This window comes from Streptomyces sp. NPDC059373 (assembly GCF_042751495.1).
Classification (GTDB): Bacteria; Actinomycetota; Actinomycetes; order Streptomycetales; family Streptomycetaceae; genus Actinacidiphila.
In genome coordinates, this window is sequence record NZ_JBHYXC010000011.1 from 14,848 (window position 1) to 40,076 (window position 25,229).

General features: G+C 71.3%; 22 protein-coding genes. 10 read left to right on the top strand and 12 right to left on the bottom strand.

The window, feature by feature from the left end; translation table 11 throughout:
• Positions 1–21: 21 nt before the first annotated feature.
• Positions 22–3,012 carry an AAA family ATPase gene (locus ACFXJ5_RS17470; protein WP_384631274.1) on the bottom strand — a complete coding sequence of 997 codons (2,991 nt, stop codon included), beginning with the start codon at positions 3,010–3,012 and terminating at the stop codon, positions 22–24.
• A 46-nt stretch (positions 3,013–3,058) separates the two neighbouring features.
• Complete coding sequence (locus tag ACFXJ5_RS17475) at positions 3,059–4,207, bottom strand: prephenate dehydrogenase (RefSeq protein ID WP_384631548.1); 1,149 nt, start codon at positions 4,205–4,207, stop codon at positions 3,059–3,061.
• Positions 4,208–4,416: 209 nt separating this feature from the next.
• Here ACFXJ5_RS17475 and hppD point away from each other — a divergent pair, with 209 nt between their 5' ends.
• Positions 4,417–5,517 carry a 4-hydroxyphenylpyruvate dioxygenase gene (hppD, locus tag ACFXJ5_RS17480; protein ID WP_384631275.1) on the top strand — a complete coding sequence of 367 codons (1,101 nt, stop codon included), beginning with the start codon at positions 4,417–4,419 and terminating at the stop codon, positions 5,515–5,517.
• The gene (locus ACFXJ5_RS17485) at positions 5,501–6,619 is read left to right on the top strand and encodes an alpha-hydroxy acid oxidase (protein ID WP_384631276.1); all 1,119 of its coding nucleotides are present in this window, start codon (positions 5,501–5,503) and stop codon (positions 6,617–6,619) included. Before hppD ends, ACFXJ5_RS17485 begins: the two co-directional genes overlap by 17 nt.
• Before the next feature lie 149 nt (positions 6,620–6,768).
• Here ACFXJ5_RS17485 and ACFXJ5_RS17490 read toward each other — a convergent pair whose 3' ends face one another.
• Positions 6,769–7,776 (bottom strand): ParB/RepB/Spo0J family partition protein, encoded by a 1,008-nt coding sequence (locus ACFXJ5_RS17490; protein ID WP_384631277.1) that lies wholly within the window; start codon positions 7,774–7,776, stop codon positions 6,769–6,771.
• Between the two features lie 912 nt (positions 7,777–8,688).
• Here ACFXJ5_RS17490 and ACFXJ5_RS17495 point away from each other — a divergent pair.
• Positions 8,689–9,795, top strand: a complete 1,107-nt coding sequence (locus ACFXJ5_RS17495; RefSeq protein ID WP_384631278.1) for a DNA glycosylase AlkZ-like family protein — start codon at positions 8,689–8,691, stop codon at positions 9,793–9,795.
• 72 nt (positions 9,796–9,867) lie between these two features.
• Here the strand turns inward: ACFXJ5_RS17495 and ACFXJ5_RS17500 are convergent, their stop codons facing one another.
• The gene (locus tag ACFXJ5_RS17500) at positions 9,868–10,443 is read right to left on the bottom strand and encodes a TerD family protein (protein ID WP_384631279.1); all 576 of its coding nucleotides are present in this window, start codon (positions 10,441–10,443) and stop codon (positions 9,868–9,870) included.
• Between the two features lie 137 nt (positions 10,444–10,580).
• Here ACFXJ5_RS17500 and ACFXJ5_RS17505 point away from each other — a divergent pair, with 137 nt between their 5' ends.
• On the top strand, positions 10,581–10,790 hold the full coding sequence (locus tag ACFXJ5_RS17505) for a hypothetical protein (protein ID WP_384631280.1): 210 nt from the start codon (positions 10,581–10,583) through the stop codon (positions 10,788–10,790).
• A gap of 9 nt (positions 10,791–10,799) precedes the next feature.
• On the opposite strand, the gene tatA is transcribed toward ACFXJ5_RS17505, so the two are convergent.
• The gene (gene tatA, locus ACFXJ5_RS17510; RefSeq protein WP_384631281.1) at positions 10,800–11,102 is read right to left on the bottom strand and encodes a Sec-independent protein translocase subunit TatA; all 303 of its coding nucleotides are present in this window, start codon (positions 11,100–11,102) and stop codon (positions 10,800–10,802) included.
• A gap of 282 nt (positions 11,103–11,384) precedes the next feature.
• Here tatA and ACFXJ5_RS17515 point away from each other — a divergent pair, with 282 nt between their 5' ends.
• The 3 genes from ACFXJ5_RS17515 (at position 11,385) to mgtA (ending at position 16,202) form a co-directional block, all read left to right on the top strand.
• On the top strand, positions 11,385–13,037 hold the full coding sequence (locus tag ACFXJ5_RS17515; protein ID WP_384631282.1) for an LCP family protein: 1,653 nt from the start codon (positions 11,385–11,387) through the stop codon (positions 13,035–13,037).
• Positions 13,038–13,132: 95 nt separating this feature from the next.
• Complete coding sequence (locus tag ACFXJ5_RS17520; protein WP_384631283.1) at positions 13,133–13,501, top strand: ArsR/SmtB family transcription factor; 369 nt, start codon at positions 13,133–13,135, stop codon at positions 13,499–13,501.
• The gene (mgtA, locus tag ACFXJ5_RS17525; protein ID WP_384631284.1) at positions 13,485–16,202 is read left to right on the top strand and encodes a magnesium-translocating P-type ATPase; all 2,718 of its coding nucleotides are present in this window, start codon (positions 13,485–13,487) and stop codon (positions 16,200–16,202) included. The genes ACFXJ5_RS17520 and mgtA overlap by 17 nt, the downstream gene beginning before the upstream one ends.
• A gap of 10 nt (positions 16,203–16,212) precedes the next feature.
• On the opposite strand, the gene ACFXJ5_RS17530 is transcribed toward mgtA, so the two are convergent.
• The gene (locus ACFXJ5_RS17530) at positions 16,213–17,103 is read right to left on the bottom strand and encodes an arginase family protein (RefSeq protein WP_384631550.1); all 891 of its coding nucleotides are present in this window, start codon (positions 17,101–17,103) and stop codon (positions 16,213–16,215) included.
• Between the two features lie 305 nt (positions 17,104–17,408).
• Here ACFXJ5_RS17530 and ACFXJ5_RS17535 point away from each other — a divergent pair, with 305 nt between their 5' ends.
• Together ACFXJ5_RS17535 and ACFXJ5_RS17540 are read left to right on the top strand one after the other, a co-directional pair.
• On the top strand, positions 17,409–18,041 hold the full coding sequence (locus ACFXJ5_RS17535; protein WP_384631285.1) for a TetR/AcrR family transcriptional regulator: 633 nt from the start codon (positions 17,409–17,411) through the stop codon (positions 18,039–18,041).
• 30 nt (positions 18,042–18,071) lie between these two features.
• A complete protein-coding gene (locus ACFXJ5_RS17540; protein ID WP_384631286.1) occupies positions 18,072–19,172 on the top strand; it encodes a CaiB/BaiF CoA transferase family protein in 1,101 nt (366 codons plus the stop codon).
• Positions 19,173–19,178: 6 nt separating this feature from the next.
• Here the strand turns inward: ACFXJ5_RS17540 and ACFXJ5_RS17545 are convergent, their stop codons facing one another.
• Positions 19,179–19,391 (bottom strand): hypothetical protein, encoded by a 213-nt coding sequence (locus tag ACFXJ5_RS17545; RefSeq protein WP_384631288.1) that lies wholly within the window; start codon positions 19,389–19,391, stop codon positions 19,179–19,181.
• Positions 19,392–19,715: 324 nt separating this feature from the next.
• Between ACFXJ5_RS17545 and ACFXJ5_RS17550 the strand changes: the two genes are divergently transcribed.
• Positions 19,716–20,843, top strand: coding sequence for a carbohydrate kinase (locus ACFXJ5_RS17550; RefSeq protein ID WP_384631290.1), 1,128 nt, complete (start codon positions 19,716–19,718; stop codon positions 20,841–20,843).
• Positions 20,844–20,847: 4 nt separating this feature from the next.
• Here ACFXJ5_RS17550 and ACFXJ5_RS17555 read toward each other — a convergent pair whose 3' ends face one another.
• Genes ACFXJ5_RS17555 through ACFXJ5_RS17575 form a run of 5 tightly spaced genes read right to left on the bottom strand, consistent with a single transcriptional unit; the run spans position 20,848 to position 25,048 of the window.
• Positions 20,848–21,276, bottom strand: coding sequence for a hypothetical protein (locus ACFXJ5_RS17555; RefSeq protein ID WP_384631292.1), 429 nt, complete (start codon positions 21,274–21,276; stop codon positions 20,848–20,850).
• The gene (locus ACFXJ5_RS17560; protein WP_384631294.1) at positions 21,273–21,806 is read right to left on the bottom strand and encodes an ATP/GTP-binding protein; all 534 of its coding nucleotides are present in this window, start codon (positions 21,804–21,806) and stop codon (positions 21,273–21,275) included. Before ACFXJ5_RS17560 ends, ACFXJ5_RS17555 begins: the two co-directional genes overlap by 4 nt.
• A 28-nt stretch (positions 21,807–21,834) precedes the next feature.
• Positions 21,835–22,227 (bottom strand): DUF742 domain-containing protein, encoded by a 393-nt coding sequence (locus ACFXJ5_RS17565; protein WP_384631296.1) that lies wholly within the window; start codon positions 22,225–22,227, stop codon positions 21,835–21,837.
• Positions 22,224–22,676: a roadblock/LC7 domain-containing protein gene (locus tag ACFXJ5_RS17570; protein WP_384631297.1), complete on the bottom strand. Its 453-nt coding sequence runs from the start codon at positions 22,674–22,676 to the stop codon at positions 22,224–22,226. The genes ACFXJ5_RS17565 and ACFXJ5_RS17570 overlap by 4 nt, the downstream gene beginning before the upstream one ends.
• Positions 22,673–25,048, bottom strand: coding sequence for a nitrate- and nitrite sensing domain-containing protein (locus tag ACFXJ5_RS17575; protein WP_384631299.1), 2,376 nt, complete (start codon positions 25,046–25,048; stop codon positions 22,673–22,675). The genes ACFXJ5_RS17570 and ACFXJ5_RS17575 overlap by 4 nt, the downstream gene beginning before the upstream one ends.
• Positions 25,049–25,229 lie beyond the last annotated feature (181 nt).

Here is a 25,229-nt window from a genome sequence, read left to right on the forward strand (position 1 = left end):
CAGATTCCGCACGGTTTGTTTTTATCGCCCATTCGAGCACAATGAGAGATCACCGGTGCGCGTGAGTGCCACCCGAAGGTCGGAACGGCGCCGCACTTTCAACTTCCGGTAGATCTTGGTGAGGTGCTGCTCGACCGTGCTCACCGTGACGAAGAGTTTGCCCGCGATCTCGGCATTGGTGCAGCCCGAGGCCGCGAGTTCCGCGACTTTGCGTTGGGCGTCGGTGAGTTCGGCCGGTACGGAGCCCGGCTCACCGCCGGCCACCCCCTCCTCGTCGACCGGGAGAGTCCAGAGCCGCGCCGACGGGCCGCGTCCGAAGAGCGTCTCCCGCGCTGCTTCCAGGTCGGTCTGCGCCTGCACCAGTTCCAGACGGTCACCGCACGCGTCGAGGATCCGCACCGCCTCCTGGAGCAGCGTCAGGCGATCCTGTACGTCACTGGTCGCGGCCAGGCGGCGCAGCGCGACCCCCCGGACCCGGGAGCGCCTGTCGCCCAGCAGTGACAGCTGTTCCTTGGCGAGCGCCCGTGCCTCCCGGACCCTGCCCAGCGCTATGAGTGCGGCGGCCGCGTCGTTACGCCAGTCCGCCAGGTCGGGCGAGTCGAGCCGCCACTTCACCATCAGCTCCCCGCATGACCGGAAGTTCGTCAGTGCGGCGCGCGGGTGGCCCATGACCAGGTGATAGCGACCGACCGCCTGGAGATAGGGCAGCACGAAAGGGGTGTCGAACATGATGGGCGGAACCGGGAGGTTGAGGTAGGACATCGCAAGCTCGAAGTCACCCTGTTCGGTCGCCGCACGGATCGCCAGCGACAGCGGGATGCCGGCCACGACACCCCAGGCCGACGGTGCGACGAGATTCAACGCGGTCCCTGCGTGCTCCCCCGCGGCGGCGACGGCGCCCCGGCCCAGGGCCACGGCTGACGAGATCGTCTCGAACAACGCGCGCCGCAGGGGAACGCGCCGGATCCACGGTTCTTCGAGCAGTTGCTCCGTCCAGTGCGCCGCCTCGTCCAGCCGGTCCATCCGCATCAGAAAGAGCAGCGCGAACAGCGTGGCGGTCAGGGAAGTGCCGGCACTCGGGCCGTACAGCACCTGGTCCGGCCCCTGGACCTCCTCGCCGTCACCGGTTCGGCTCCCCGCCGAGTTGAGGAGGCTCAACGCGGCCAGCGGGACCGACCGGATCGACGGAACGCCGAGCCGTTGGCCTGCCTCACCGTCCGAGGCGAGGCGGGCCGGCCCCGGATAGGTGAGGGACAACCACGCCCGGCCGACCGTGACGTCCGGTGACGGCGCCGGCGGCTGCGAACCCTCGCCAATCCGGCCGTCGTTGGCCTCGATGATCCGCAGGGCGTCGTCGGCCTGGGCGAACTCCCCCCGCCAGAGCAACTGCCTGACCAGGACCATGGCGTCCTCTCCGGTGAGCAGGCCGGCTCGTACGTCATGGCTCAGCTGATGCAGGTGCCTGGCCGCCTTGGCCGGGTCTATGTGCCACTGCGCGTCGGCGAGCGCGGCAGTGATCCGCGCCCCCTGCGCCGCATCCGCACAGATACCGGACGCATGGCGCAGGTAGTCGACGGACTCGGTGACGTCGCCCGCGGCCATGGCCTCACGCGCTGCTTCCCGGAGGATGGCCACCCGCCACGAGGCGTTGTCGGAGTCATGGGCCGCCATGAGCTGCCCGGCCACCGCCACGGCGGCGGCCCCGCTCTCGTGGAGCAGCTCAGCGGCCCGGCTGCGCATGGCGGGGAGGTCTTCGAGCGGGATGTCGGCGAGCACCGCGAGCTGCGCCGCCTCGTGCCGGAACCGCTCGGCCGACAGCAGACCCGCGGCGTTGAGGTCGGCGATGCTCCGGCGAACCGACGTGGCATCGACACCAAGAAGGTCGCCGGCCAGCGACGGAGTGGCCGACTCGCCGAGAACCGCCACCGCGCGGGCGACCGCGAGCATCACCGGTTCGCACCGGTGGAGGCACCGCAAGTAGGCGTCCCGGAAGCCATCCCCGGGGTGCGGATCGTCCATCGCGGGCCGTCCCGCCGTGCAGTCGTCGATCAGGGCGTGCAGCAGCAGCGGATTGCCTCCGCTCGCCGCCGTGCACAACTCGGCGACCCTCCGTGCGGGTTCCGAACCAAGGCGCTGGGTCAGCTGATCGGCTGTGCCGGCCTCCGTCAGCGGCGCCAGCCTGATCCGATGGCAGTACGGGAGGTGCAGGGTCTCCGCATGGAGCGGTGCCAACCCCCGCTCGTAGCACGAGCTCTCGTTCATCACGACCATGACCGCCGACGGCTCGACCCGGCGGATCAGATAGCGCAGGCACTGGAGCGACGGCTCGTCCGCGAAGTGCACATCGTCGATGCCGATCACGAGCGGCCTCCGCTCGGAGAACCGGCAGATGGTCCGGCAGATCCGCTGCAGCAGTCCGACAGGGGCCCGACGGATCGCCTGGGGACCGTTGCCGGGGGCCGTGATCCCGCCCTCCTCGGCGGCGCACGGGGCCGCTGCCATCCCGGCCGCGCGCATCGCGTTCAGCAGCTGGTCAATGACGCCGAACGGATGCAGTTGCTCGCTGACAGAGGCCGTCACCGAGAAGAAAAGACCCCCTTGTTCGATGACCCGCTCGCCGAACGCCTGAAGCAAGGCCGTCTTCCCGCACCCCACGGGACCGTTCGTGAGAACGCCCGCTCCCTTGCCGCCTGCACACCCCTCGTACAGCTGCTCGAGGAGTCGGATTTCATCGTCTCTTTCGCTGAGCTTCACAGGTACCCCCGTACTGCGCTCCTGAGCAAAATCCGAAGGGCCGCCCGAACTCAACCACCCAACGGGCACCCCTGGTACCTGTGTAGTCCATTTTCTTGGCCAAGCTGCGGCTTGGATCCGGTCATGGCTGCCGTTCGGAGAGCCGAACGAGTGTGTCGAGCAGGCGGTGTCCCCCTCGGGGCGCCCTGGAACGCGTACGGATTCCTCCTGGATATTCGTCCGAATCCGACCACCTGCCTGGCCGGATCGGGGCGGCATCCACCCAGGCTGTGGTGCCCCGGGACAAGGTGGCCGGCTCGGCGCGTCAGCGCAGCAGCCCCGCGTTCGGCAGTGCCGCGTCTTCTGCGTCCCGTCCGGAACCTGCGTCGTCCTCCCGTACGGCGTCCCATCCCCCGGCCTTGAGCATGGCCGTCATGGGGCCTGCGGCGCGGGAGGGGACGGCGAATCGTACGGTGAGCTCGTCTCCGTCGTCGACCTCGACGACGACGTCCTCGGGGGCAACGCCGAAGTCCGCGATGGCACCCAACAGGCGCGAGAGCCTCCCGGGCCAGTCCGGAAGGGCCACCCGCACCCGGGCGTCATCGGCCGAGGCACCGGCACGGGCCCCCGGGATCGCTGCCAGCCCGGCGATCCCCCGGTCGAGCAGGTCCACCATCGTCCGCATGCCGTGGGCCCTGTCGCAGGGTTCTGGCTCGGCGAGTACGTCCAGTGCCGAGACCAGCCGGGACAGATCCGCGTGCAGATCCCGCACGACGCCGGCGACGGCCCCGGCATTGGCCTGGAGGATGTCGCTCCAGAGCCGGGAGTCGCCACCGGCGATCCTGGTGACGTCACGCAGCCCCTGACCGGCGAGCCGGGACACGTCGGCCGGGGCGTCCTGCAGCCGGGCCGCCATCAGGCTGGCCACCAGGTGCGGTACGTGAGAGGTCAGGGCCACCGTGTCGTCGTGGACCTGGCTCTGCATCACGACCGGGACCGCTCCGCACAGTTCCACCAGTTCGAGGGCCCGGTCGAAGGCCGTGCTCGATGTCAGCCGGGACGGGGTGAGCGCCCAGGGGCGGCCCTGGAACAGATCCGCGCGGGCCGCCAGGGGGCCTGACCGCTCCCGGCCCGCCATCGGATGCCCGCCGACGTAACGGGCAGGATCGGGAGCGCAGTTCAGCACCGCCCGTTCCGGCCCGGCCTTCACGCTCGCCACGTCGGTGTAGCTGACGGCCAGCCCACGCTCCTGCGATGCGGCGAGCACGATGCCGACCTGACTGGGCGGAACCGCGATGACGGCCAGATCCACCGCCTCCTCCGGGGTCTCCGCCAGCCCCGCCCCAAGGGCTGCGGCCGTACGGGCAGCGGCAGGATTCCGGTCGGACAGAAACACCCTCACCCCCTGCCGACGGGCGGCCAGCGCGACCGAAGTGCCGATCAGACCAGTGCCGATGACGGCCATGGCACGAATCACGAAACACCACCCGTTCGAAAGCCTCGATCATCAACCGAAAGGTCGGCCCAGCTTATGCACAAAACTCGGGCGCGGATATCCTTGGACGATCTGCGGGCCTTTTCTGCGAGCGCGTCCATCTGCCGCCAAGTGCATCCGTAGCCAGATCTGAGATCGGAACCCTACAGTTCGGGAAACTCGGTTCTTTTCCTGATCTGGGGACACACATGAGGGATTTAGCCAAGGCATCGGGGCCGCTCGCGGATCTGTCGATCGACTACATAGAGATGCACGTCGAAAACCTGGAGAGGGCGACGTTCAACTGGATCGACAGGTACGCCTTCACGGTGGTCGGTGCCGACAACTCCGCAGAACACCGCAGCATCGCCCTGCGCCACGGGAAGATCACCCTGGTACTCACCGAGGCGACATCGGACCGGCATCCGGCATCGGCGTATGTCCTGTCCCACGGTGACGGGGTCGCCGACATCGCCCTGCGCACCACCGACGTCGACGCGGCCTTCCATGCCGCGGTCGCCAACGGCGCCCCTGTCCACCAACGGCCGGTCAGGCACGGGGGTGACGGACCCCGCGTCACGGCGGTGATCGGCGGCTTCGGCGACGTCGTCCACACGCTGGTGCAACGCGACCCCGAGGAAGGTCCTGGGCTACCGGCCCACTTCGTGGCCGCGCCGCTGTCGAGCGGTGATCAGACCAGTGACGTGGGCCTGCTCGACATCGACCACATCGCGGTATGCCTGAACACCGGCGAACTCGGGCCGACGGTCGAGTTCTACACGGACATCCTCGGATTCCGGGACGTCTTCGAGGAACGCATCGTCGTCGGCTCCCAGGCAATGGAGTCGAAGGTCGTCCAGAGCCCGTCGGGCACGGTGACCCTGACACTCATCCAGCCCGACCCCTCGGCCGACCCGGGGCAGATCGACGAGTTCCTCAAAAGCCACCAGGGAGCCGGCGTCCAGCACGTGGCCTTCTCCTCGCACGACGCGGTCCGCTCGGTGCGAGCCCTGACCGACCGCGGCGTCGCCTTCCTCACCACCCCCTCCACCTACTACGACCTGCTCAGCCGGCGGATCGGGCTGAGCGGTCCGAGGCTGGAGAGCCTGCGCGCGACGAACGTGCTCGCCGACGAGGACCACTCCGGCCGGCTGTTCCAGATCTTCACGGCCTCGACCCACTCGCGGCACACGCTGTTCTTCGAGGTCATCGAACGGCAGGGAGCCGAGACCTTCGGCAGCGCGAACATCAAGGCGCTGTACGAGGCCGTGGAGCTGGAAAGGACGGGGCAGCGTGGGTTCCAGCGGTGACCCGGCGGCCGGGACGGCCCGGTGTCTGGCCGATTTCGAAGAAGCCGCCGCCGCGGCACTGCCGGCCGACGTCTGGGACTTCGTGGCCGGCGGCAGCGGCGCCGAGGCGACGCTCGACGCCAACCGCACCGCCCTGGACCGCGTCTTCGTCACCCCCCGCGTGCTCAGGGACGTCTCGCAGTGCTCCACGGACTCCACTCTTCTCGGCCGGCCGGTCCACATGCCGGTGGCGACTGCGCCCGTCGCCTATCAGCGGCTGGTCCATCCCGAGGGCGAACTCGCGGCCGCCCGCGCGGCGAAGGCGTCGGGCGTGCCGTTCACCGTGAGCACCCTGAGCAGCGTCCCGATCGAAGACATCACCGCCATCGGCGGCACCGTCTGGTTCCAGCTCTACTGGCTGCGGGAGACGCGCGATTCCCTGGAGCTCGCGCGCAGGGCTGAGGACGCCGGCTGTGAGGCGATCATGCTCACCGTCGACGTGCCGTGGATGGGCCGCCGACTGCGGGACGTACGCAACGGGTTCGTGCTGCCCGATCATGTGCGGGCGGCCAACATCGCCACCGGCCCGACGGCACACCGGCGGTCCGCCGGCGCCTCCGCGGTGGCCCTCCACACCAGCCAGGCGCTCTCCTCGGCGGTGACGTGGTCGTCACTGGCGGCCCTGCGGCAGCGGACCCGGCTGCCGCTGGTGCTGAAGGGCGTCCTCGCGCCCGAGGACGCGCTCCGCGCGGTCGAGTCGGGGGCCGACGCGATCGTGGTGTCCAACCACGGTGGCCGCCAGCTCGACGGCGCTGTCCCCAGCATCGACGCGCTGGCAGAAGTGGCGCGGGCGGTCGGCGGGAGCTGCGAGGTCCTGATGGACAGCGGCATCCGCAGCGGAACGGATGTGCTCAGGGCCCTCGCCCTCGGTGCGTCCGGGGTTCTGGTCGGCCGTCCGCTGATCTGGGGCCTGGCCGCGGCCGGAGAGGCCGGCGCCCGGCAGGTGCTGGATCTGCTGGCCGACGAGATCCGGGACGCCCTGGGGCTGTCGGGCTGCCCCGACGTTGCCGCAGCCCGGCAGTTGCGCGCGGTCCGCGGCACTGGCCTCCATGAGGCGTCCTGAATCGCACCGCACCGCACAGGGCAGGGCAGGGCAGGGACACGGACATGCCTGGGCCTCCCACCGCAACGGCGGGAGGCCCAGGAGCCCCCCATCGGCGTCCAACCGTTCGTCTTCCACGCTTGGACGCCATGACAAGGGTTCGAATTCCGTCACCCTATCTGTGCGATGTCCTCCTCGACCTGTGTCGCGAAGTCCCTCCAGAGGTCCGCGAACTGCCGGGCGAGGTCGGCGACGACGTCACGGCAGTGCAGGGGAACGCTGTTGATGATCGCGTCCCACTCCTCTTTTCGGAGCGTGTGCAGAGTGAGCAGGCGCAGCAGATTGCGTCCGCTTTCGGTGAGGCGCAACGCCGGGTCCGCCTTCAGCCGTTTCACGACCGCGGCGCGATCGCGAACGGGTACTTTCCGGTGGCCGCCGGGCGACGGCTTGGCCAGCTCCAGGACACCGAATTCCCTCCGTCGGGCGAGGACATTGCCGTCGCTGATCACCGATTCCTTCTTGCGCTGTGCCGGCAGCAGATCCTCGCCGTTACGCAGCCGATTGCGCACGTCCCGTACGGTCTCGGGAGAGATCGCCGCCGCACGCGCGACCTGACGGAGCGAAAGGCCCGGGTTCTGGGTCAGCAGCTCGCCCGCCAGCCTGCGCCCGGCGCTTCCGTCGATGGGCCGGACCCTGCCGTCCTGGCCGACCCGGCTGTCCCCCGACTGCGGTTTGCGGATGATCCGCCTGCGGATCTCGGCGACCGTTCCCGGGGAAATACCGGTGACCGAGGCCACCCTCCGGTCCGACCACTGCGGATGGGACACGATGATGCGCTCTGCCGCGCACTTACGGTCCGCCAGGGCCAACGGCAGCCCGTGGGCGACGTTCAGCGTGACCGCGAGCACGAACGCTTCGGCCTCGTCACCGTCGAAGAACCTGACCGCGACCTTGTCCTCACCCCGCAGCCTGGCCGCCTTCAACCGGTGAAACCCGTCGATGACCCGCATCGTCGCCCGATGCACGGTGATCGGCGGAAGCTGCGTCTGGGCCGCGGCCAGGGTTTCCACGTGCTCGGGGCTCACGCCGGAAAGCCGCGGCGAGTCGGCCAAGGTCAGCAGACCGAGATCGACTTCGACCACAGGCTGCTGGTTGATTCCCATTTCTTCGGGCGACACTCCAACTCCTCATGAACTCGCGCTGATGCGGTCAGTGAGCCCTTCCAACCTCAACCTCATGCCGAAGCGAGGTGAAGGGCGAGGACGGCCTTGACGAGGTCGGTGATCCGTTGGGTGCCACAGCGGGGTTCCCGCATCGCCACGTCGTGATCACGGCCAAGGCCTGCTCGCCGACGGCGCGGATCCGGGCGTGGGTGATGTCGTCCGCGCGCGTTTCGCCGGCGAGGTTGTGGTGCTTGCCGCGGTGGGGGGCGCGGGTTCCGTCGTCTCGTTGGTATTCCTTGTCCGCCCGTAGCGAGCGCCGGCCTGGGTGAGCGCAGCGATCACGCGGTGAGTGCGGGCGGTCCTGATGTCCTGTACGCCGTCGTCATGGCGGGCAAGGCTCGTAAGCCCGGTGGACACGCGCACGCTCATGTCGTGCGTCTTGTGCCGGCCCGTACCAGGACCGGTCTTCATCGCCTCGGCCGACGTGGGGAACAGCCCCGCGCTGCGAATACGCGAATACCGGCCGAAGCCGGCATTGCCCGGCGACCAATCGCCGCCTGCAATACGCGGTCCCTGTCTCATCTGTTGAGCGGCTCATTGCTCGGCGAGATGCGGCCTCGTGGGCTGGGCGGATCCATTGTCGACGGCTCATCGACCAGGTGCTTCACAATCCAGCCCGTTGTCAATGCCCTCGACCCGTGGCCCCATCGACCCCCCTTCACGTTGGAGCAGCACATCTGGTGCCGGAAAAATGCCCCCGAAGCAGATGAAGCCCAAATTATCATTCGTCAATTGCAGCTGGAACCCCTGCCTTACCCCTACGCCCACCCCTACCCCTACGCCACACGGGCCAGCCCCTACGGACCCGCCAGGCCGATGCGTTTGCGGACGGTGGTTCCCGTCAGGCCGGTCGCCTAACCTCGTGTCGTGACCGTCCACCACGAGCTTTCCCGTACCGAGGCCCGCCGGATCGCCGTGCGCGCGCAGCTCCTGGACAGCTCGCGGCCGGCCGGGCTGCTTGAGGTGGTGCGCCAGTTGACTCTGCTGCAGATCGACCCGACCGCCGCCATCGCGCCGAATGCCGACCTCGTGGCGTGGAGTCGCCTCGGGTCGTCGTACGCGCGGGCCGATCTGAACGCGGCGTTGGAGAACCGGACACTGCTGGAGCTGCGGGCGATGATCCGGCCCAGTGAGGATCTCGCCCTGTACCGCGCCAAGATGGCCGAGTGGCCCGGGCGCGGAGAGCTGACCCCCTGGCAGGAGCAACGCCGCGACTGGGTGCGCGCCAACGACGCGTGCCGTCGGGACATCCTGGATCGGCTCGGTTCCTCGGGGCCGCTGCCGTCGCGCGACCTTCCGGACACCTGCAAGGTGCCGTGGAAGTCGACCGGGTGGACCAACAACCGCAACGTCAGCCAACTGCTCGAGTTCATGGTGGTGCGAGGCGAGGTCGCCATCGCGGGACGCCGGGGCCGCGACCGGCTGTGGGACCTGGCCACGCGGGTCTACCCCGATGACCCGGCGGTCCCGGTGGACGAGGCGCTCCGCATCCGCAACGAGCGACGGCTGCGCGCTCTGGGCATCGCCCGGACCCGAGGCCCGCAATACCCGGTCGAACCGGCGGACGTGGGCGATGCCGGTGAGCCGGCCGTGGTCGAGGGGACCAAGGGCACGTGGCGAGTTGATCCAGCCCAGCTGGGCCGGCCGTTCTCGGGTCGCGCGGCGTTGCTGTCGCCCTTCGACCGGATCGTCCACGAGCGCAAGCGCACCGTCGAGCTCTTCGAGTACGACTACCAGCTGGAGATGTACAAGCCCGCCGCCAAACGCCGCTGGGGGTACTTCGCGCTACCGATCCTGTACGGCGACCGGCTGGTCGGCAAACTCGATGCCACCGCCGACCGCAAAGCCGGAGTGCTCCAGGTCCATGCCATCCACCAGGACGTCCCCTTCACCAAGACCGTGACCGCGGCAGTCGGTCACGAGATCAAGGACCTTGCCCACTGGCTCGAGCTGGACCTCACGCTGCCCCGTTGAGTGTCCGGGTCGGTGCGGCAGCCTTCGCCATCGGTGCTCTCGCGTCGAGCGCCCTGGTTCGTGTCGGCGGCGTCAGACGCTGACGCCGTAGTCGCCGGCGATGCCGGCCAGCCCCGAGGCGTACCCCTGGCCGACGGCCCGGAACTTCCACTCGGCGCCGTGCCGGTAGAGCTCGCCGAAGACCATGGCGGTCTCGGTGGAGGCGTCCTCGGTCAGGTCGTAGCGGGCCAGTTCACGGCCGTCGGCCTGGTTGACGATGCGGATGAAGGCGTTGCGGACCTGGCCGAAGCTCTGGCCTCGCTTCTCGGCCTCGTAGATCGAGACGGGGAAGACGACCTTGTCGACCTGGGGCGAGACCCCCGAGAGGTTGACCTTGATCTGCTCGTCGTCGCCGTCACCGCCGCCGGTGAGGTTGTCGCCGCTGTGCTCGACCGACCTGTCCGGGCTGGCGAGGTTGTTGAAGAAGACGAAGTGCTGGTCGGACAGGACCTTGCCGTCCGCGCCGACGAGCAGCGCGGAGGCGTCCAGGTCGTAGTCGGCACCGGTGGTGGTGCGTACGTCCCAGCCCAGGCCGACGGTGACCGCGGTCAGCCCGGGAGCCTCCTTGCTCAGCGAGACGTTGCCACCCTTGGACAGAGTCACACCCACGGAACTGCCTCCATATGTGCTGTGGTTTCCCCGTACCGGTACTAACGCGGCGAAGCGGGGCCTTGGTTCCCGGGTTGCGCAAAGCCTAAAGTATGCACCGCGCCGCACGGCGCCTCGACGGAGTGGGAGGACAGCCGGTGACATGGGAAAGCGCAGTGCTGGAGGGCGGACCGGCGGACGGCGTGCAGGTGCATGTGACCGACCGCCCCCTGGTGCTCCAGGTGACGGTTCCCTGCCCCGTGGAGGAGTCGGCGGCCGAGCTGCGCGTGGAGATGCTGCACATCTACCGCCGCAAGCACGCCCTGCCGCCCCTGCGCTACGGATACGACCCCGCCAGCCCCTGCTGAGGACGCCGCTCAGCCTGCGGTCGAGCGCGTCTCCTTCACCAGCCGCGCCGCGGTGACATCCCCCGGGGCGGACTGGATCGTCTGCGGCGCGGGCTGCTCGCCGGCGGCAGGCCCGGGGGCGGCCTCGGCGGAATCCGCCGTCCGCGCGGCCGTCGCGTCGTCGTCCTTCATCGCCCTGGTCTCGCTCTTGAGGATGCGCAGCGACTTGCCCAGTCCCCGGGCGGCCTCGGGCAGCTTCTTCGAGCCGAACAGCAGGATCACCACCAGGACGACAACCAGCAGGTGCCAGGGCTCCAGCCCGTTCCTCAGCATCGCGCCACCGCCTTTACGGTCACTCCCGGCGGCGCCCTGCCTCCGAGCCTCAAGCTTGCTACATTGCGCAATTATGCGACCAATGCGCCGCGGGGACAACATCCGGGCGCACCTGCGCCCCGGCCGCGAGGACCATGAGGTCCACGAGTACCGCGAGTACAACGTTTTGCCGTCCTCACCTGTCAGACCAGTGCCGTGAAACCGAGGAGGGCGCTCGGGAACATCCCTCAGGCTTGTTATATTGCGCAACTACGCAATTGATCGCTGCGCGAGGAGTGGCTGATGACCGACCCCCGGAACAGCCCCGCAGGCCGGCCGGGCGGGCGCGCGGCCGCCCGGACGGCCGCGCGTTCCGGCAGGGGCCGGTCGGGGCGGCGGGCCAAGCGTGGCGGACGCGGGCGGCGGGTGGCGCGGATAGCCGCGACGATCGCGGCGGTGCTGGTGCTGATCACCGCGGGCGCCGGCGCCTGGCTCTACCAGCACCTCAACGGCAACATCCACAGCGTCGCGATCAACGCCGGCACCAACGGCAACGCGGGCACCGAGACGCCGGACGCCTTCGGCCGCACCCCGATCAACATCCTGCTGATCGGCTCCGACGGCCGTAACAGCACGGCCGACTGCAAGCTCGGCGGCGGCTGCTCGCAGACCGGCGTACAGAGCGGGCACAACGCCGACGTGGAGATGGTCGTCCACATCTCCGCCGACCGCTCCAACGCCACCGTGATGAGCATCCCCCGCGACACCATGACCCGTATCCCGGCCTGCAAGAACACCGAGACCGGCACCTCGACCGCCGGCTACTACGGCATGGTCAACAGCGCGCTGGCGTACGGCCCGGGCTGCCAGGTGGCCACGGTGCACAAGCTCACGGGCATCACCATCGACCACTTCGTCATGGTCGACTTCTCCGGTGTCGTGAAGATGTCCGACGCCGTGGGCGGGGTCTCCGTCTGTGTCAGCGACAACGTCTACGACACGTACTCGCACCTGAAGCTCGCCAAGGGCACCCACACCCTCAAGGGCGTGGCCGCGCTGGAGTTCGTCCGCTCCCGGCACGGCTTCGGCGACGGAAGCGACCTCGGCCGCACCTACGCCCAGCACATCTACCTCAGTTCGATGATCCGCAAGTTCAAGAGCGCGGGTACGCTCACCGATCCCGCCGCCGTCTACCGCCTGGCCGACGCCGCCACCAAGGCGCTCACCGTGGACACCGGGCTCGGCAGCATCCAGAAACTGACCGGGCTCGCCACCGACGTCGACAAGGTCCCGGCCAAGCGGATCACCTTCACCACGATGCAGACCACCGCCGACCCGAACGACTCCAACCGGGTCGTGGTCGCCCCCGCCGCCAAGGAGTTGTTCGCCACCATCGCGGGCGACCAGTCCCTGACGACCGCCAACGGCAAGAAGTCCTCCGCGGCGTCCGCCACCGCCACCGCGTCCGCGGTGCCCAGGGGGCAGATCGCCGTACGGGTGGAGAACGGCACCGGCATCAGCGGACGCGCCTCCGTGATCGCCACCGCGCTCGTCGACAAGGGCTTCAACTCCGGCACCACCTCGGCCAACGCCCCGGCCACCACCGCGAAGACCACCCTCACCTACGCCACCGGGCACAAGGTCGAGGCGCAGACGGTGGCCCGCGCGCTGGGACTGTCCGCCTCCCACCTCGAGCAGGGCACCGGCAGCGGCAGCGGCCTGACCCTGGTCATCGGCAGCGACTGGACCAGCGGTACGACCTTCCCCGGCGGCACCTCGGCCTCCGCCTCGGCCGACACCGGTGCCGCCCTGGCCGACTCCCACGCCCAGACCGCCGACCAGTCCAAGACCTGCGCCAAGGTCAGCCCCTACAAGACCGTACGGATCAACGGCGTCGCCATGACCCCCGCCCAGGCCTACGCCGCCGCCGGCAGCAAGAAGGACTCCGCGCCCTGAAGCGGCGCCGGCGCTGCCCCTGGGCCGCCGGCACTGCCTCTAGACTGGTGCCTTCCCGGGAGAGACGGGTTCGGCAGGTGGACGGGAGGGCGGCAGTGGCGACGGGCACCGGCGAGTTCAAGGACCCGACCACCGAGGTGCTGGGCGATGCGGCTGCCGCGTTCGGTCTGCTCGCCTCACCCGCCCGACTGCACATCGTGTGGGCGCTGACGCAGGGCGAGAGCGATGTGAGCAGCCTCGCCGAGCGCGTGGGCGGCGCACTGCCCGCGGTGAGCCAGCACCTCGCGAAGCTGAAGCTGGCGGGGCTGGTTCGCTCGCGGCGGGAAGGGCGGCGGGTGGTCTACCTGGTCGACGACCCGGACGTGGTGATGATGGTCCAGTGGCTGATCGGACGGCTGACCGAGCGCGCCGACCACGCCGGGCGAGCGACGGCACCGGGGCGCGCCCATGGCCTGGGCGCCTGACACCAGCGCCGAACCCGGCACCGCGCGCACCTACGGCCGGGCACCGGGCCCCGGTACCACCGGTACCGGGGCGGCGGACACCGCATCGCCCGGTACCTGCACCGTGGCTGACATCGCCTCGCTCACCCAGCTCCAGGTGCTGCGCCGCCTGGACAGCGGTCCTCGCGGACTGGTCGAGGCCCAGGCCGACGAACGCCTGGGCCGGTTCGGCGAGAACACCATCCCCGCCCTGCGCCCCGTTTCGTGGCCACGGCGCTTCGTACGCAGCCTGCGTGATCCGTTCACCACCGTGCTGCTCTGCCTCGGACTGGTCTCCGCCGCCGTCTCCTCCTGGGGCACCGCCTGCGTGATCACCGTGCTGGTGGTGGTCAGTTGCGCGTTGCGCTCGCGCGCCGAATACCGCGCCGACCGGTCGGCGGCCGCGCTGCGCGAACTCGTCGCCACGACGGCGACCGCTCAGCGCCGCACGGGCGAGTCCGCCGTACCGCAGACCCGGGAGATCCCCGTCGACCAGCTGGTGCCGGGCGATGTGATCCGGCTCGGGCCCGGTGACATCGTGCCGGCCGACGTACGGCTGCTGCGGGCGAGCGGTCTGAGCGTGCACCAGGCGCCGCTGACCGGGGAGTCCGCGCCCGTCGCCAAGCATCCGCTCGACATCCCGCACGATGTCGGGGGCACGGCTCTGTTCGAGCTACCGCATCTGTGCTTCCAGGGCAGCAGTGTGGCATCCGGCAGCGGCACCGCGGTGGTCGTCGCGACCGGCAAGGACACCCGCTTCGCCGGCGCGTACCGCCGGACCGTGCGTCAGCGCCGGGAGTCCGCCTTCGACCGCTCGGTCAACGGCATTTCCTGGATCCTCATCCGCTTCATGCTGCTGACCCCGCCGCTGGTGCTCATGGCCAACGCGGCGCTGCGCGGGCGCGGACTGGAGACCCTGCCCTTCGCCGTGGCGGTCGCGGTCGGCCTGACCCCCGAGATGCTGCCGGTGGTGGTCACCGCCGCCCTGGCCCGGGGCGCCGCCGCCCTGGCCCGCGACCGCGAGGTCATCGTCAAGTGGCTGCCCGCGCTCCACAACGTCGGCGCGATCGACGTGCTCTGCACGGACAAGACCGGCACCCTCACCCAGAACCGGCCCGTCCTGGACTGCTCCCTGGACCCCGACGGCCGACCCGATCCCGAGCCGCTGCACTGGGCGGCGGTCAACAGCCTGTGGACTCTCCACCTCGCCGAACACCCGGCCCCCGACGCCCTCGACGAGGCCGTCCTCGACGCCGCCGAGGCGCTCGATGTGGACCTGCTGCAGGACGAGGGCATCGCCGCGCTTCCCTTCGATCCGGTACGCCGCCGCTCCTGCGCCGTCGTCCGCCGGCCGGGCCGCACCGGCATGCACACCCTGGTCGTCAAGGGCGCGGTCGAGGACGTACTCGGCCAGTGCACCCGGCTGCGGACCGACGGCCAGGACCGCGACCTCGACGCCGCCGCCCTCACCCGCCTGCTCCAGCTCGCCGAGCACCACGCCGCGCAGGGCCTGCGGCTGCTCGCCGTCGCCACCGCGGACCGCCCCGCGTCCGCGCGTCCCCACACCCCCGCCGACGAACACAGCCTGGCCTTCCTCGGTTTCGTCGCCCTGCGCGACGCGCCGGCGCCCACCGCCGCCGACGCGCTGGCCGTCCTCGCCCAGCGCGGCGTCGCCGTCAAGATCCTCACCGGCGACCACCCCGGCACCGCCGCCCGCGTCTGCCACGACCTCGGCATCGACCTCGACCCGTCAGCCGTGGTCACCGCCGACCGGATCGACGGCCTCACCGGCACCGCCCTGGCCGAACTCGCCGGTCGAGCAACCGTCTTCGCCCGCTGCACCCCCGAGCACAAGGCCCGCATCGTCACCGCACTGCGCAACGGCGGCCACACCACCGGCTTCCTCGGCGACGGCGTCAACGACCTGCCCGCGCTGCACGCCTCCGACGTGGGCATCTGCCCCCGCGACGCCGTCGACGTCACCCGCGAGGCCGCCGACGTGGTCCTCGCGGCGAAAGACCTCACCGCCATCGACCACGCCATCACCACCGGACGCCGCAGCACCGGCAACATCGTCACGTATCTGCGCATCACGCTGTCGTCCAACCTCGGCAACGTCATCGCCATGCTCGTGGCCGGCCTGCTGCTGCCCTTCCTGCCCATGCTCCCCGCGCAGGTGCTGGTCCAGAACCTGTGCTTCGACGCCGCCCAACTCACCTTCGCCTACGACCGCCCCGGCTCCGCCGCCCTCCGGCACCCCCGCTCCCTCGTCCCCGGCGACTTCCTGCGCTTCATCACCGGCTTCGGCCTGCTCAACGCCGTCGCCGACCTCGCCACCTTCACCGTCCTGGCCCTCACCGTCCCCGCCTCCGCCCACACGGGCGGCCAGGCCGTCTTCCACGCCGGCTGGTTCACCGAGAACCTCCTCACCCAGGCCCTGGTCATCCTCGCCCTGCGCCCGGGCCGCCGCCGGGGCCCCGACGGCCGCGCACCCCGCCCGATCACCCTCGCCGCCGCCGCCCTCGCCACGATCGGCCTGTTCCTGCCGCTCTCCCCGCTCGCCCCCGCCCTGGGCATGACCACCCTGCCGCTGCTGTACTACCCGCTGCTCGGTGCCGTCCTGGCGATCTACGCGGCCGCCCTTGCCGTCGCCAAGTCCTGGGCGCGACGGGACTTCAGGTAGGTGGCGTCGGTCATGTGAGGGCCGACTGGAGGAGGTCGGCGAGGAGGGCCGCGCAGGAGCCGTCGGGGTCGAGATCGGGGTCGTAGATGGTGAGGTTGAATCCGACGCAACGCTCCGACCGCACCAAGGTCCGCAGCAGCGGGGCGAGTTCGTCGGGCAGGAGGCCGCCGGGGTCGGGGCTGTCGACGGCGGGCATGACGGACGGGTCCAGCACGTCCGCGTCGAGATGCACCCAGAAGCCCTCGGTCACCGGCAGCTCAATGCTCTGCAGGACCGCGCCCGCCAGGTCCTGGGCGCCCCATTCGCGGATCTCCCCGACCGTCGCGTTCATGATCCTCAACTCGGCGAGTTCGGCCCGCTCTTCGTCGTAGTCCCGGATGCCGAGGACCCGTACGTCCTCGTCCTTGATGTACGGCCGCAGCCCTTCGAGGTCCGTCAGGTCCGCCTGGCCGCGGCCGGTCGCGATGGCCAGCTCCTCGCCGCCCGCCGCGCCGATACGGTCGGAGTTCCCGGGGTGCCGGAAGTCCGCGGATCCGTCGATGACGGCGAGTCCGTACCGCCCGATGCGGCGGAGGGCCAGCGAGGCGCCGAGTTGGATGGAGCAGTCCCCGCCCAGGACGACCGGGAAGTCCCCTGCCCGGACGTGGTGTTCGATGCGGTCGGCGAGCCTGCGGGTGTACGTGGCGATGGCCTCGGCGTTGAACACCCCGTCGCCCTCCCGCCAGCCGCCGCGGTCGTAGCGGGGCGGTACGACGACTCCGCCCTCGTACGCCCCGAGCCGCTGCACCAGCCGCTGTTCGCGCAGCGCGCCCGCCAGCTTGTAGCACCCGGGCACGGTGCCTTCTGCGGGCGGCCGGAGGCCGAGGTTGGACGGTGCGTCAAGGACGACGATGCGGCGCATCCGGCCATTCTGGCGCAGCCGGACGCCCGGAACCACGGTGCCGAGCAGCGCGCGACGCACCCCAGAGCGCTCGGCACCGCCGCCGTGCCCCGGCCGCGTCGGGACGGAGTCGGGCTGACGGGTCGGCGGCAGATGACGGCCCGCGTAGTAGTCGCCCAGCGTGCTCGTCGGCACGCCGACGGCCTTCGCCAGGTCCCTGATGCCGGCCGGTCCGTAAGCGTCCGTTGCCGCCCACGGCGTCGGTCATCCGGGCGGGATAACCTAGTGAGCGATAGTTCAGTGGTGTATTCGGAGGTCACGTCAGCATGGTGGGAGCGGTCGCCGACCTGCGCGCGGACGGGCACACAGACTGGCGGGCGTACGGGCCGGCGGAGTTGCCGGCGATCCTGGCGCATGCCCTGGACGCCTTCGTGGAGCACGGCTATCACGGCACGTCGGTGCGCGACCTGGCCGGGCGGGTGGGGGTGACCGTGCCGGCGCTCTACTACCACTACCGGAACAAGCAGGCGATCCTGGTCGAGTTGCTCATGGGTTCCATGGCGTCGGTCCTGGGGCGCTGCCGGTCGGCCGTCGCGGAGGCGGGGGACGATCCGGTCGAGCGGTTCTCGGTTCTCGTCGAGTGCATCGTGCTCTTCATGACCCATCGGGCACCGCTGGCCTTCCTCGACACGGAGATCCGCAGCCTCGAACCCGACAACCGCGCCCGGTATGTCGGAATGCGCGACGAGTTGGAGCACCTGGTGCGGGACGCGGTACGGGACGGGGCCGAGGCCGGGGTGTTCGCCACGCCGGTGCCGGTGGAGGCCAGCCGGGCGGTGCTGGCGATGTGCCAGGCGGTGGCGCAGTGGTTCCGCCCCGAGGGGCCGCTCGACGCGCGGGAGATCGCCGGGCGGTACGTCATGATCGCCCTGGCGGCGGTCGGCCACCGGCCGCGTTGAGCCGGCCGGTCACGGGTGAGAGGTGGAGACATGGCAGGTCCACTGACGGGGCTGCGGGTGGTCGAGCTGGCGGGCCTCGGCCCGGCCCCGCACGCCGCGATGGTGCTGGCGGACCTCGGCGCCGAGGTCGTACGGGTCGAGCGGCCCGGCGACCGCAGGACGGATGCCAGGGACCAGGTGCTGCGGGGCCGCACGGTGGTCGCCGCGGACCTGAAGGACCCGGCGGAGCGGGACGGGGTGCTGGCGCTGGTCGAGCAGGCGGACGTCCTGGTCGAGGGCTTCCGTCCCGGCGTCGCCGAACGCCTCGGTCTCGGCCCGGAGGACTGCATGGCCCGCAACCCCCGCCTGGTCTACGGCCGGATGACCGGCTGGGGCCAGGACGGCCCGCTCGCCCCGAGCGCAGGGCACGACATCAACTACCTGTCCCTGACCGGCGCCCTGCACGCCATCGGCCGCCCCGGCGAACGCCCGGTGCCGCCGCTCAACCTGGTCGGGGACTTCGGCGGCGGCTCGATGTTCCTGCTCACCGGGGTGCTGGCGGCGCTGTGGGAGCGGGAGCGGTCCGGGCGCGGCCAGGTCGTCGACGTGGCGATGGTCGACGGCATCGGCGTGCTGCTGCAGATGACGTGGAGCCTGCGGGGCATGGGCGTGTGGTCCGACGAGCGCGGCGCGAATCTGATCGACGGGGGCGCGCCCTACTACGACACGTACGAGTGCGCCGACGGGCGGTACGTCGCCGTCGGTGCGCTCGAGCCGCAGTTCTACGCCCGGTTGCTGGAAGGCCTGGGGCTGGCGGAACTGCCTGACGGCGAGCTGCCGGACCGCGGCGACCGTGCCAACTGGCCCGCACTGCACGAACGTATCGCCGCCGCCTTCGCCACGCGTGACCGCGACGACTGGGCCGCCGTCTTCGACGGCACCGACGCCTGCGTCACCCCGGTGCTCCGCTTCGACGAGGTCCCCGGCCACCCCCACGCCACCGCCCGGGGCGCCGTCCTCGGCCTGGACGGCGTCCCGCAGGCCGCCCCCGCGCCCCGCTTCTCCCGTACCGCCCCCGGCGTCCCGGCCGCCCCGCCCGCCGAGGCGGCCGGGGTGGACTCCGTACTGGCGCGGTGGTGCCCGAAGGACTGAGGCGGCTCAGGGAACGGTGACCGTGGCCGGCGCCGCAGCGGCGGGGCGCTGGCCGTCGTAGGCACCCTCGGTGACGTCGCCAGTGCCGAAGCGGTCGCAGGCGTCGGCCAGGACGCTCTGGTAGGTCGAGGTGTCGACGTAGGTGGCATGCCGGGCAGAGTCCACGTAACGCTTGCCGCGCGCAGATCGGGCCGGTGCCCGGCCTGCAGCCGCCGCCATTCCTCCGCCAGCGGGCCCCCGGGTTCGCGCGCGGTGATGTCGAGGACGATTAGCCGGGCCACCTCCTCGAAGCGCCGGTAGGCGGCGTCCGCGAACTCGACGAAGCCGAGCACGGCGAGGCCCTCATGTGATCCCGCGCGAAGATGTTGAGGCACGGCTCAGGCCGGCCGCCCCGCCGGTCCAGCAGCGCGGGGTCGAGGAAGGGCAGCCGGTAGTCGTAGCCGGACGCTGTCAGCACCAGGGCGAAGCATCGCGGCCGAGGCCGGCCTCGCCGCCGAGCAGTGCGTCAGCTGCACCGTGGTCGCCGCAGCCACGCTCGATGCCGTGGCCGACGCCTTCGGGGTGTCCTTCGACGCCGACCCGCAGCTCCTCGCCCGGCTTCTCGGCACCGTCGTCGACGGCGGCATGCTCGCCTGGGCGGCCGACCGGGACACGGTGGCCGCAGTCGCGGCGATCGACCTGTTCATCGAGCACCTGGTCCCGATCGCGCGGCCCGCCACCGGCACTATCATCATGCGAACCATCGGGAGGAGTCCGGCGATGAGCGAAGCACCGGCCAGAGTGACCGTGATCGGGGAGTCCCTGGTCGACCTGATCTGGCGGCCCGGGGCCGAGCATGTCGTGCCGGTTCCCGGCGGCAGCCCGGCCAACGTGGCGGTGGGGCTGCACCGGCTGGGCCGGGCGGCGACGCTGGTCACCGTCTGGGGCGACGACCCGCCGGGCGAGCTGGTCCGGGCGCACCTGGAAGCCACCGGCGTGGACGTCAGGCGCGTGGCGGGCGACGCCGGGCGCACCACGCTGGCCCTGGCGTATCTGGACGAGGCCGGCTCGGCGACGTACGACTTCCTCACCGCCTGGGACCCGCGCGAGCTGCCGGTGCCGGAGGACACCGCCGTCCTGCACACCGGTTCGCTGGCCACCGTCGTGGAGCCCGGGGCCTCGCGGGTGCTGAAGCTGTGCCGCGAGCTGCACGGCACGCCCGGCCTGACGGTGGTGACCGATCTCAACGTCCGGCCCGCGGTCCAGCCCGACCGGGAGGCCTACCGCGAGGCGTGCCTGCGCCTGGCCGCCGTCGCCGACGTCGTCAAGGCCAGCGACGACGACCTGGGCTGGCTCTTCCCGGACCTCAAGCCCGCCGAGGCGGCCCGCGTCCTGCTCGCCGCGGGGCCGCGGCTGGTCGTGGTGACCCTGGGCGCGGAGGGTGCGCTGGCCGTGTCCGCCGCCGAGGAGGTACGGGTTCCGGCGCCGAGGACCGAGGTCGCCGACACCATCGGCGCCGGCGACACCTTCCAGGCCGCGCTGCTGGACGCCATCGCCGCGCACGGCGTCCCGCACGACCCGGCCGAGCTGGCCGCGGTCCTCACCCGCTGCACCACGGCGGCCGCCATCAACTGCACCAGGGTCGGCGCGGATCCGCCCACCCTGGCCGAGCTGACCGCCGCGCTGGCCTGAGCGGTCAGCGGGGCCGGCCCTTGTCGGCCGTGATGGCGTGGGTGACCGCCGAGGTCAGGGTCCGTACGCACAGCTCCTGCAGGGCAGATCGCTCCAGCGGCCGCCCGCGCTCCAGCCAGTCGAGCACCGCGTTGACGAGGAAGGCCAGCCAGCCGCGTACGGCGATGGCCAGCGCCTCCCCGGTGAGCCCCTCCGCCTCGAGGGCGTCGATGATCCGTCCGGCCTGCCGCTCCCGGTGCTCCTCGAAGGCGGCCCGGGACGTGTGATCCGTGCCGGGCTCGCCGCGGTAGACGGCGCGGTAGCCGTGCTCATGGGCCTCGACGTAGTCGAAGTAGGCGTCGAGAGCGGCCCTGAGCCGCTTGAGCAGGGGGAGGGCGGCGTCCGGTTCGGTGGCCTTGAACAGGCGGACGGCCGCTCCGTGCTCCCTGGTCATGCCGCCGCCGGGGCCATGAGGTGGTCGACGAGGGTGAGCAGCAGGTCCCGGGAGGACGTGCGCTCTCGTACGTCGGACAGCACCAGCGGCACGTGAGGGTCGAGGTCGAGGGCCGCGCGTACCTCGTCGCCGGTGCGGTCCCGGACGCCGTGGAAGCAGTTGACGCCGACGACGAAGGGGATGCCCCGGCTCTCGAAGAAGTCGATGGACGCGAAACTGACGTCGAGCCGGCGGGTGTCGACCAGGACGACGGCGCCGAGGGCTCCGAGGACCAGGTCGTTCCACATGAACCAGAAGCGTTCCTGGCCGGGGGTGCCGAAGAGGTAGACGACGAGTTCGCTGCTGATGGTGATGCGGCCGAAGTCGAGGGCGACGGTGGTGGTCGACTTGTCGAGGATGCCGTCGAGGTCGTCGACGCCGACACTGGCGCGGGTGAGGTACTCCTCGGTGCGCAGCGGGGCGACTTCGCTCACCGCGTCGACCATGGTGGTCTTGCCGACGCCGAAGCCTCCCGCGATCAGGATCTTCATGGCCTGGGGCGCCGCCGCAGCAGCGTGGTCAGAGCTTCCGGAGCCCATCCCTCACCGCCTCAAGGATCGTCATGTCGAAGGAGCCGCTTTCGGAATCGAGGGCCAGCGGGGGGCGGGCGGTGACCCGCCCGGTCCCGATGAGGTCGCCGAGCAGGATCTTGGTCACGGACACCGGGAGGTCCAGGCCGGCCGCGATCTCGGCCACCGCCTTCGGCTCCCTGCACAGTTCGAGGACGACGCGGTGTTCCGGCTGGAGTCCGCGCAGGTCGGGCGGCCCGTCCCCGGGCCGGGGGACGGTGGTGACGACGGTGATCAGGGTCAGGTCGTCGCGATCGGGGGACGTGCGCCCCCGGGTGATGGTGTAGGGGCGGACCAGGGGCTCCTCGACGTCGTCGTCGAGTCCGTCGGTCCAGTGCGTCACTCCTGTCTCCCTGTATCGGGGGTGCGCGCCGGGGTGCCCAGCTTCTGGCCGACCTGCTGGACGAGGGTGTGCATGGCGACGGCCATGATCTCGGCGTCGACCTCCTGGGACGCGACCACGGCGAGGTGGGTGCCGTGGCCGGCGGCGGTGACGAACAGCCAGAGGTCGGCCAGTTCCACGATGACCTGCTGCACCGGGCCGCCGTCGAAGAGCCGGCCGACGCCCCGGGCGAGGCTCTGCTGGCCGGTGGCGACGGCGGCGAGCCGCTCGGCGTCGGACCGTTCGATGGTGCCGGACTTGCTGATCACCAGGCCGTCGTCCGACAGCACGACCGCGTGCCGCGTGCCGGCCACCTGGTCGACCAGACCGTCGAGGAGCCAGTCCAGATCTGCGTGGGTGGCGGTGGTGGCGGTGGTCGCGGTGGTGGCGGTGATTCGCTGCGTCGTCATCGTCGGTCTTCCGTCGAGGGTGAACTGGGGTGCGGGAGGGCGTCGGTGGAGGTCCGTGCCCGGCGTGACTGTCGCTGGAAGGCCCCGATGGTGGCCCCGGACCGCCGGGGCTCGGGGTGCGGCGTGAAGTCCTCGGCCTCCGGGGCCCGGTCGGCGGCCGGTTCCCTGAGCTCGGGGGCCAGACCGGCCTGGCGCACGCGTTTGGGCAGCGGCACGGACGCCCCTGCCTCGGCCTCGGCCTCGGCGCCGGCGTCCGCGCTCACGTCGGCCATGGCGCGCCCGCGGGTCCTGACCGGCAGCCGCCCCTCCTCCTGGGCCCGCGCCACGGCCTCGGTGTCGTCGGGGTCGAGGGGGCGCGGTCCGGAGTGCTGCGGCGGTACGTCCCCCGTGTCGCGCGCGTCGCCTCGACGGCCGGCGCGGGGCTTGACCAGCGGCTCCGGCGGCTCGGCGACGTACCGCTCGGGCACCAGGACGATGACGCGGGTGCCGCCGAAGGCCGACGGGCGCAGCTCGACCTGGACGCCGAGGCTCGCGGAGAGCCGGGCGACCACGTACAGGCCGAGGCGGACGTCGTCGGCGCGGGCCATGACGTCGAGCTGGGGCGGGGCCTGCATCAGGGCGTTGGCGGCGTCGTACTGCTCGGTGGTCATACCGAGACCGCGGTCCTCGATCTCCACGGCGATGCCACGGCCGACGACTCCGGCGCGGACCTCGACGGGGGTGGGCGGCTTGGAGAAGGCGGCGGCGTTCTCCATCAGCTCGGCGAGGATGTGGGTCAGGGCTCCGACGGCCCATTCGGACACCCAGGGGCGGCCTTCGACCTCGACGGAGATGCGCTGGTAGTCCTGCACCTCGCCCTGGGCGGCGCGCAGCAGGTCCAGCAGCGGGACCGGACGGCGCCAGCGGCGCTGTGGCTGGCCGCCGCCGAGGATGACCAGGTTCTCCTCGTAGCGGCGCAGCCGTGCGGTGAGGTGGTCCAGGTCGAACAGGCCCTCCAGGACGGCCGGATCCTCGTGCCTGCGTTCCATCTGGTCGAGCTTCTTCAGCTGGAGGCCGATCAGCAGCTGGGTGCGGCGGGCGATCCGCTGCAGCAGCCGCTCGAAGCCGCGGTGCTGCTCGGCCTGGCGTACGGCGGTGGCGATCGCGCTGCGTGCGGCCAGGTTGAGGGCTTCGGCCAGTTCGCCCAGCTCGTCCCCGCCGGGCTCGACGGATCGGACCTCCGCGTCCACGTCGACGTCCTCGCCGCGCTCCAGCCGGCCTACGACGTCGGGCAGCCGGGTCCGCAGCTCCCGGGCCTCGTCGCGCAGGGTGAGGATGCGGCGGCGCAGCACGATGATGAGCCGCCCGCTGGCCGCGATCACCAGGAGCACGGTGGCCAGGCCCAGCGCGCTCGCGGCGACCAGTTGGAACTGGAGCTGGTTGACGCTCGCCGCGCTGAGCGCGGCGACGGTGTCGACGCGCGCCAGGAGCACCCTCGCCAGCTCGGGGCCGACCTGGTCCATGGTGAGGCGCCACTCCGCCTTGTTGAGGGAGACGGTCACCTGGCCGCCCTGGGTGCCGCCGGTGACGGTCCCGATCAGCCCCTCCTCCAGCCTCTGCTTGGACTTCCAGACCTGACTGGTCGTCAGTGCCCGGTAGAGTCGCGCCTCTTTCCCGGTGAGCGAGGGAGCCACCCGGTATTCCAGCAGGTACTCCTGGGTGCCGATGAAGTCGACCGCCTGGTCGTACGCGCTGAAGGACAGCCGGCCGGACGTCCAGCCCCGGGCCAGCAGTGCGTCCTCGCGTGAGACCATCTCGACGGCGCCGACGAGGTCGACCAGGGTCTGCGACTTCGCGGTCACCTTGCCGTTCGCACCGCTGCTGACGGCGGTGAGGACGCCGATGTCGGCGGAGACGGCACCCGTGTAGTAGTCGTACACCTTCTGCTGGCCGGCCGAGCCGTCGTCCACCGCGCGCCGGCGGTCCGCGAGCCCGGCGAGCTGCCGCACGGTGGACAGCAGCGCCTGGTGAACCCCGGCCTGGGCGTGGCTGGTGTCCAGCGCGACCAGCGTGCCGAACGCGGCGGCCGCCCGGTCGGTCAACGCGCGCTGCGCCGTCAGATCGCCCCGGTACGCCGTCGGATCGGCCAACGCCTGGGCGGACAGCCGCCGTTCCCTCTGCAGGTCGATCAGCAGCTGCTGCGTCCTGGCGCCGACGCTCACCGCCACCCGCCGCTGGGCGTCCTCGTCCCGCCACTGACGGCCCAGTTGATAGGTGCCCAGCGCCCACACCCCGGCGAGTGCCACGCTGGGCACCACAGCCAGGATGACCAGGACCGTCCGCAGCGGAAGTCTGCGCGTACGCCCGCTTCCGCCCACCTTGAACACAGCCACGCGCAGGACACTCCTATCGCCGTGCGACCGCACACACATGGCGCAAATTCGCGCAAAGAGCGGCGGTTGGTGGGCTGATATTAGTCATCTCATACGCAAGAGGTGAAAGTTCCACCACCGGCCTCCACAACCGGATTATCGGATTCCGATCAATTCGTCCTCCAGGGTGAGCCGGATCCGG

Excerpts from the sequence above, each read along its gene's own strand:
- ACFXJ5_RS17470 (WP_384631274.1), bottom strand. The coding sequence starts at position 3,012 with ATGCCGCCCCGATCCGGCCAGGCAGGTGGTCGGATTCGGACGAATATC.
- hppD (WP_384631275.1), top strand. The coding sequence starts at position 4,417 with ATGAGGGATTTAGCCAAGGCATCGGGGCCGCTCGCGGATCTGTCGATC.
- tatA (WP_384631281.1), bottom strand. The coding sequence starts at position 11,102 with ATGCTGAGGAACGGGCTGGAGCCCTGGCACCTGCTGGTTGTCGTCCTG.
- ACFXJ5_RS17515 (WP_384631282.1), top strand. The coding sequence starts at position 11,385 with ATGACCGACCCCCGGAACAGCCCCGCAGGCCGGCCGGGCGGGCGCGCG.
- mgtA (WP_384631284.1), top strand. The coding sequence starts at position 13,485 with ATGGCCTGGGCGCCTGACACCAGCGCCGAACCCGGCACCGCGCGCACC.
- ACFXJ5_RS17530 (WP_384631550.1), bottom strand. The coding sequence starts at position 17,103 with ATGCGCCGCATCGTCGTCCTTGACGCACCGTCCAACCTCGGCCTCCGG.
- ACFXJ5_RS17535 (WP_384631285.1), top strand. The coding sequence starts at position 17,409 with ATGGTGGGAGCGGTCGCCGACCTGCGCGCGGACGGGCACACAGACTGG.
- ACFXJ5_RS17540 (WP_384631286.1), top strand. The coding sequence starts at position 18,072 with ATGGCAGGTCCACTGACGGGGCTGCGGGTGGTCGAGCTGGCGGGCCTC.
- ACFXJ5_RS17545 (WP_384631288.1), bottom strand. The coding sequence starts at position 19,391 with ATGGCGGCGGCTGCAGGCCGGGCACCGGCCCGATCTGCGCGCGGCAAG.
- ACFXJ5_RS17555 (WP_384631292.1), bottom strand. The coding sequence starts at position 21,276 with ATGACCAGGGAGCACGGAGCGGCCGTCCGCCTGTTCAAGGCCACCGAA.
- ACFXJ5_RS17560 (WP_384631294.1), bottom strand. The coding sequence starts at position 21,806 with ATGAAGATCCTGATCGCGGGAGGCTTCGGCGTCGGCAAGACCACCATG.
- ACFXJ5_RS17570 (WP_384631297.1), bottom strand. The coding sequence starts at position 22,676 with ATGACGACGCAGCGAATCACCGCCACCACCGCGACCACCGCCACCACC.